9 protein-coding genes are annotated in these 6,280 nt (G+C 45.8%); 1 reads left to right on the top strand and 8 read right to left on the bottom strand.

Annotated elements, in window-relative coordinates; all coding sequences use genetic code 11:
• Positions 1-969 (top strand): sensor histidine kinase (locus tag B3182_RS07535; protein WP_292752193.1); only part of this gene is annotated, 969 nt, incomplete at its 5' end.
• On the opposite strand, the gene B3182_RS07540 is transcribed toward B3182_RS07535, so the two are convergent.
• From B3182_RS07540 to B3182_RS07575, 8 genes are all read right to left on the bottom strand, one after another.
• Positions 966-1,733 (bottom strand): ATP-binding protein, encoded by a 768-nt coding sequence (locus B3182_RS07540; protein WP_292752195.1) that lies wholly within the window; start codon positions 1,731-1,733, stop codon positions 966-968. The two genes, B3182_RS07535 and B3182_RS07540, sit on opposite strands and share 4 nt — an antisense overlap.
• A gap of 57 nt (positions 1,734-1,790) precedes the next feature.
• Positions 1,791-2,612 (bottom strand): energy transducer TonB, encoded by an 822-nt coding sequence (locus tag B3182_RS07545; RefSeq protein WP_292354815.1) that lies wholly within the window; start codon positions 2,610-2,612, stop codon positions 1,791-1,793.
• Positions 2,605-3,036: an ExbD/TolR family protein gene (locus B3182_RS07550; protein ID WP_292354813.1), complete on the bottom strand. Its 432-nt coding sequence runs from the start codon at positions 3,034-3,036 to the stop codon at positions 2,605-2,607. Before B3182_RS07550 ends, B3182_RS07545 begins: the two co-directional genes overlap by 8 nt.
• Positions 3,033-3,431: an ExbD/TolR family protein gene (locus tag B3182_RS07555; protein WP_292354811.1), complete on the bottom strand. Its 399-nt coding sequence runs from the start codon at positions 3,429-3,431 to the stop codon at positions 3,033-3,035. Before B3182_RS07555 ends, B3182_RS07550 begins: the two co-directional genes overlap by 4 nt.
• Positions 3,421-4,116 carry a MotA/TolQ/ExbB proton channel family protein gene (locus B3182_RS07560; RefSeq protein WP_292354809.1) on the bottom strand — a complete coding sequence of 232 codons (696 nt, stop codon included), beginning with the start codon at positions 4,114-4,116 and terminating at the stop codon, positions 3,421-3,423. The genes B3182_RS07555 and B3182_RS07560 overlap by 11 nt, the downstream gene beginning before the upstream one ends.
• A 126-nt stretch (positions 4,117-4,242) precedes the next feature.
• Positions 4,243-5,307 carry an ABC transporter ATP-binding protein gene (locus B3182_RS07565; RefSeq protein WP_292354807.1) on the bottom strand — a complete coding sequence of 355 codons (1,065 nt, stop codon included), beginning with the start codon at positions 5,305-5,307 and terminating at the stop codon, positions 4,243-4,245.
• 1 nt (position 5,308) lies between these two features.
• A complete protein-coding gene (modB, locus tag B3182_RS07570; RefSeq protein ID WP_278361245.1) occupies positions 5,309-5,971 on the bottom strand; it encodes a molybdate ABC transporter permease subunit in 663 nt (220 codons plus the stop codon).
• Between the two features lie 3 nt (positions 5,972-5,974).
• Positions 5,975-6,280 (bottom strand): substrate-binding domain-containing protein (locus B3182_RS07575; protein ID WP_292752198.1); only part of this gene is annotated, 306 nt, incomplete at its 5' end.

Below are 6,280 nucleotides of genomic sequence, written 5' to 3' on the forward strand. Positions count from 1 at the left end.
TCGGACAAAGTCTATCTTGCCCTCAAAGTCGATTTGGAAAACCAGTCGGTTTATATCAGCAGAACGCTCTCCCGGGAGAATGTATCCAGCCTGGTAGGTCGTAATATGGCCGATAGCATGCGTTTATTATTAGGCGTCAGTGCATTAATTGCCTTGACGCTAATGCTGATCACCTGGCTATTGATGCGGAGTATCTCGACACCAGTAGCCCGGCTGAATAACTGGACACAATCATTAACCCCGGAGAATCTTTCCCAGCCGCCACCGGACTTTCTGTATCCGGAACTCAATCAAATGGCCAGATTAATCCAGAACAGTCTGTCATCAGTTCAGCGTAGCCTGGATCGTGAGCACCGCTTCCTGCGTTATACAAGCCATGAACTGCGTACGCCTATCAGCGTTATTCGTAATAATATCGAGTTGCAGTACAAAGTATTACAACAGACCGCTTCCAGTTTGAACCCGATGCAAAGGGATATTGCCGATCGGATTGATCGTGCCAGTATTACCATGCAGCATCTCACCGAAACCTTGCTATGGTTAAGCCGCGAAGACCATGAAAAACTACCTGAATCAGTAGTAGAGATTGATAAGCTGTTGTTGGAAATCACCGCAGAAATGCGTTATCTGTTGCGCGATAAAACCGTTGAACTTATTGTGGAAACCCACCCCTATCAATGTTCAATCAGTGCCGTGGCAGCACGAATTGTCTTAGGGAATCTGATACGCAATGCATTTCAGCATACCTGGGAAGGTGAGGTAATTATCAGCCAACAGGGCTCCCAGATCAGTATTGTAAATCGACAGTTCAATGCTGATATTGATGTAGCACCGACTGAACTGGGCTTTGGTCTCGGCCTGCAACTCACTGCTCAATTAACCGAAAAACTCGGCTGGTCTTATCAGAATATTGCCAATGAAAATGGCCACAATGTGATACTCGATATCACACCACCGGATACCAATTAGCTTTTACTGACAAACTGACGATAAAACTGTATTGCCGTGCGTCCACTATGGCTGGCCCGACGCATGGCAAATTGCTTGGCCTGTTCATGCAATAAATCCCGATCAACAGTGATATTCACAAACAGGCTGTCAACCATGTCCAGGTAGGTATCCCAACTAGGTGGATAAAACGACAGCCACAGACCAAAGCGGTCTGATAAGGCTAGTTTGTCTTCAAGGCTGTCAGTATAGTGAACCTCACCATCAACCACACGACTCGCCTGGTTCTCAGATTGCTGCTCGGGCATCAGATGTCGACGATTTGACGTGGCATAAATCCGTACATGTTCTGGCGGTAATTCCAATCCACCTTCCAGCAGACTTTTAAGCGGTTTGAAGCCCTCATCACCCTGTTCAAATGACAAATCATCACAGAAGATCACAAAGCGAAAAGGTCTGTCTTCCAAATCATCCAGAATTTCCGGTAACCAGTTAAGTTCAGCTTTATCAATCTGCAGAATACGTAATCCCTGATCGGCAAACTGGTTTAACACCGCTTTAATCAGTGATGATTTACCTGTCCCCCGTGCCCCCCATAACAGAGCATGATTACTGGTTTCTCCCTCAACAAAACGACGGGTATTTTCCACCAGTTGCTGATTTTGCTGCTCAATACCGATGAGCTGATCCAGTTGAACAGGATCCAAACGGGTAATAGCTTTAAGTTTTTGGCTGTGCGCACGCCAAACGGCAGCATGTATTTGATGCCAATCCAGGTTATTCATCTACTATCTTCCTGTGGTCAAACTAAACGCTATGATGTTATCTTGGTTGGATTCACGTCAACTGCTTAATTCAAATGCGATCGGCACTTTCACTTCCAGTTGCTGTTGCGACATCTCATCTGGAAAAGCCGGTAACGGCTGAGCTTTTTCCAACATTTCCAGCACCGCCCGATCCAGCCGCTGATATCCCGAACTGGCCTCAATACGCGATTCTCTAATGTGGCCATTGCGGGTGACCACAAAGAATAACTGCACGACACCCTGTTCACCACGGCGTCTGGAAATACCAGGATAACGTTTTTGTTCTGCCAGCGTTCTGGCCAGCAAATTGAAATAGGTCTGTTGTGCGGCTTGTTGCAACGCAGCGTCAGCCTGACTCAATATTGAACTGCTCTCGGCAGCTTCGCCCTGATCGGCAATTTGCGTTTTCTCCAGCTGTTTTTCAGAATTAGCTGTATTTATTTGGGCTGGGTCAGACGTAGCGGCAAGGATTTCTGATGTATTCTGCTTGAGTTCAAGTTTATCCTCCGGTGGCGCAGAGTTGACTGCCTTTTTTATGTCGGTTTGCTGTAATGGTTTTACCACTTCTGTTCTACTGGTTTTGTGTTCCACTGGAACGGGAGCAGTATCAGGTTCCTGAACCTGGCTAATTGCCGATTTTTCTTCAATAACTGTCTTTTTTTCTGCTACCGCGGTGGCCTGTTGTTTTTCCATGGTGGTGGGTTCAAGCATGCTGATATCAATTTCAATACCGACTTCATCAACCGGCGCAACAGGTTGCAGCTGGTGAGGATATTTAATTGTATACATACCAAAAGCAAACACATGAATCGACATGGCACTTAAAATAGCCAGAAACCAGTAACGAAATTTAATCATTTCGGCTGGTCTGAGTTTGGGTGGCCAAAGAAACTTTCAATACTCCGGCGGCACGCACTTGTTTAAGTAAATCTGTTAACTCAATGGCCGGCACGGCTGCATCAGCTTTCACCAGTAATTTAAAAGACTGGATATCGTTAGTTTCGGCTATTTTCTGCTTTAAGATTTCAGTTAACGCACTGACTTCCAAAAACACATCATCCATCGCCAACGGGCCTTTAGCTGACACGAACAAAATGGCATCGTGTTCTTGCAGAGCTGATTGCTGATGAGATGTTGGAGGTTGGATTTTCAGCAGTTCACTGCTGCTTAATTGACCCGCGATCATAAAAAAAATCAACATCAGGAACACAATATTAATCAATGGGATCATATTGTCATCAAGCTGATTGCCTGGGGCTCTACGGATGGGAATAAGGGTCATATAGCTAACCCTGCCAGACTGACTTTGTCGATTCCGATGGCTTTTAACTGATCGATAAAATCAATCATTTGTTGTGTTGTTACGGCTTCAGCAACTGACACAACAAAAATCCCGGAAGGATCTTCAGCAAGTTGCTGTTTTATCGGTGTGAGCTCTGATACAGGATAGCGTCGATTATCGTACTCATACTCACCAGCGGCCGTTAACAGTAGAGAGTGCTGAGTAAGTATTTTATCGGTATCGTAGGATTCGCTGGCCGCTGTAATATCCAGCTGCTGCCAATGGGTAAATCCTGAAGACAACATAAAAAACAGTAACAGGATGAATACCACATCAATTAAGGGTGTCAGGCTAATTAACCGGCGTTTTGCAGCCAGGGGTTGTTCAAGCAACATTTTTATAGTGGTTAACGGGTTTTGTTGTTGAGGTGTTTATCAATGGTGCATGGGTAAAAACCTGAGTGACACCATCATTAATCAAAACGGCGACACGTTCTGTTTTACGATCCAGCCAGTTATGGGCAACAACAGCTGGTATCGCCACTCCAAGCCCTACTGCAGTAGTTAATAACGCCTGCCATATACCTCCGGAAAGTACCGAAGGATCGATCTGACTGCCTGCCAGTTCCATCTGCTGAAATGCCAGGATCATGCCGAGCACAGTTCCGAACAACCCTAATAACGGACTCAAACTGGCAATCACTTCCAGCGGTCGCAGATAACTGCGTAGTTGATTGATGCGTAAACTGGCAACACGCTGTAACTCTTCTTTCAGCAGCTCCTTAGGAATTTCGGCCTGTCTAAGACCTTCCATACTAAGTGCCAGTAGTTCATCCAGCGGCTTGGAGATTTTCAGCAGCGAGAGTGCCTGTTCCGGTTCATTTTGTTTCCACAGCAAAATGGCTTTTTTGGCCGTTGTCGTAGATTCTGGCGATAACAACATTATTTGCCAGATTTTGATTAACACAATGCTGACCGCGATGACCGAAAACCCCAATAAAATCCAGACAACGGGGCCACCAATTTCCAGTAATTGCTGCAACAACTTCAAGAAAGATGGTGTTTCAACCTCATTTATCACGCAGCAGACCCCGGACAGACGTCATAGCAGTTACCAACATCGACAAGTTCCTTTGATTAAAACAGCATTAATGATAATAGTTATCATTAAGCTTTGCAAAGAAATCTTCGACCCGGCGCGATATTTTTACTGTTCTATCAAATGGATAGCATTCCGCAGTAATGACAGTCCGATATGTTCACCACGTTGTAATTGATTGCGTTCTACCACATGCTCAGGAATATCCATCTGTATCAACAGCGGGTTGTGTCCGGTAACTTTCATCAACACGGTGGTAATGCCGCGCAAGGTAATCATATCGTCAATTATCGCCTGCACCGGATTCTCCTGCTCACCCCGGGAAGGACGACGACGTTGATGTAGCAGAATTTTACTCGGTGCAATAATCCAATAAACGTTGCTGCCCACAGCGAAATCGGTATCGGCTATCTCCAGCAACTGCTCACACCATTGCAGTTTTTTCTGACCTTCGACCAGCACTATTTTCCCTTCAAACACATTACGGGCATCGGTCAATCTGGCCACATTCAGGCTTTGTGGCCGATTCAATACATCTTCAACCGTACCCTGCTGCAGGGTTTTTCCCTGATGAATGACACACATCTGATCGGCCAGCATCGCTGCTTCATCCAGATCATGTGTCACCAGAATAATCGGCATCGATAATTGCCGGCGTAAAGCATGTAACTCCAGATAGAGTTTGCGACGAGTAACTTTATCAACTGCCGAAAACGGCTCATCCAGTAATAAAACTTCCGGATCGCGTGCCAAAGCTCTGGCTAATGCCACCCGCTGTTGCTGTCCACCGGATAACTGTGAAGGAAAACGAGATTCCAACCCACTTAAATGCACCTGTTCCAGCAGCGCTCTTACCTTATGTTCCTGAGGTGTTTGCATGGCCAGCATAATATTCTGCATAACGGTCAAATGCGGAAATAACGCATAATTTTGAAACACCATGCCCACGCGTCGCTGTTGTGGCGAGTAGTTAAGTTCATGGTTGCTATCGAACCAGATTGTTTGAGAGCGGATAAGTCCTTGTTGGGGTTTATGTAAACCTGCTATACAACGTAGCACCGTAGTCTTGCCCGAACCGGAAGGTCCAACTAACGCCAGCATTTCTCCGGCGGCACATTCTAGTTGTACTTCCAGTGGAATTGGCTGTTGCTGCTTAATGGTGGCTTCAAGCATACTAGACCCGCATTAATCGGTGGTTAAATCGGTAAATTGCCGTGACCGTTATAACAGCAATTGCCAGTAAGATTAATGACATCTGCATGGCCTGTTGCTGATCAAATGCCAACACACTGTCATAAATTGCAATCGACAGGGTTCGAGTCTCCCCGGCTATATTGCCACCTATCATCAACACCACGCCAAATTCGCCCAGCGTATGACAAAAACTCAGAATCAATCCGGTTAAAATCCCCGGCCAGGCTAACGGTAATTCAATTTTGATAAAGGTTTTCCAGCGAGATAATCCACTACACCATGCTGCTTCACGTAATTCAGGAGCAATATTTTCCAGCGCTCTGAGCATTGGCTGTACAGCAAACGGTAAACTGTAAATTATCGAAGCAAACCACAATCCGCTAAACGAAAAGGCAAGATTGTCGCCGGTAATGCTATAAAAAAGTTTTCCTGCCGCACTGTTACTATCCATTCCCACTAACAGGAAATAGCCCAATACGGTCGGTGGCAGGACTAATGGTAAGGTAATCAATGCTTCAGCCAGATATTTCCCGCGAAACCTGCCTCTGGCCAGGCTGTAAGCCAATATCAACCCTATTGGTAACAGACTCAAGCTAGTGGCTAGCGCCAGCTTAATTGATACTTCAAGGGCCTGCCAATCCATCGTTCAGGGATTCCCGGTAATGGGAAGATAACCATGTTTGATAAAAATTTTGCCGGCCGCTTCGCTGGTAATGAACTTAATAAACGGTTCAGCAAGCAATGACGCATCTTTGGTGATGATCAGCTGTTGGGACAACTCACCAGGTAATTTAATATAACGCCCCTGCTGTTTGATTTTCTCCTGAGTCATATACGGATACGGCAATATGGCTGCATCGACATTACTGGTCAGGGCAAACTGCAGCGTCTGTGAAGCACTTTCTGCCAGTAACAGCTGTGGTTGAATCGTCTGCCAAATATCCGCTTCCAT

This window comes from Methylophaga sp. UBA4204, from assembly GCF_002379485.1.
In the GTDB taxonomy this organism is placed as follows: Bacteria; Pseudomonadota; Gammaproteobacteria; order Nitrosococcales; family Methylophagaceae; genus Methylophaga.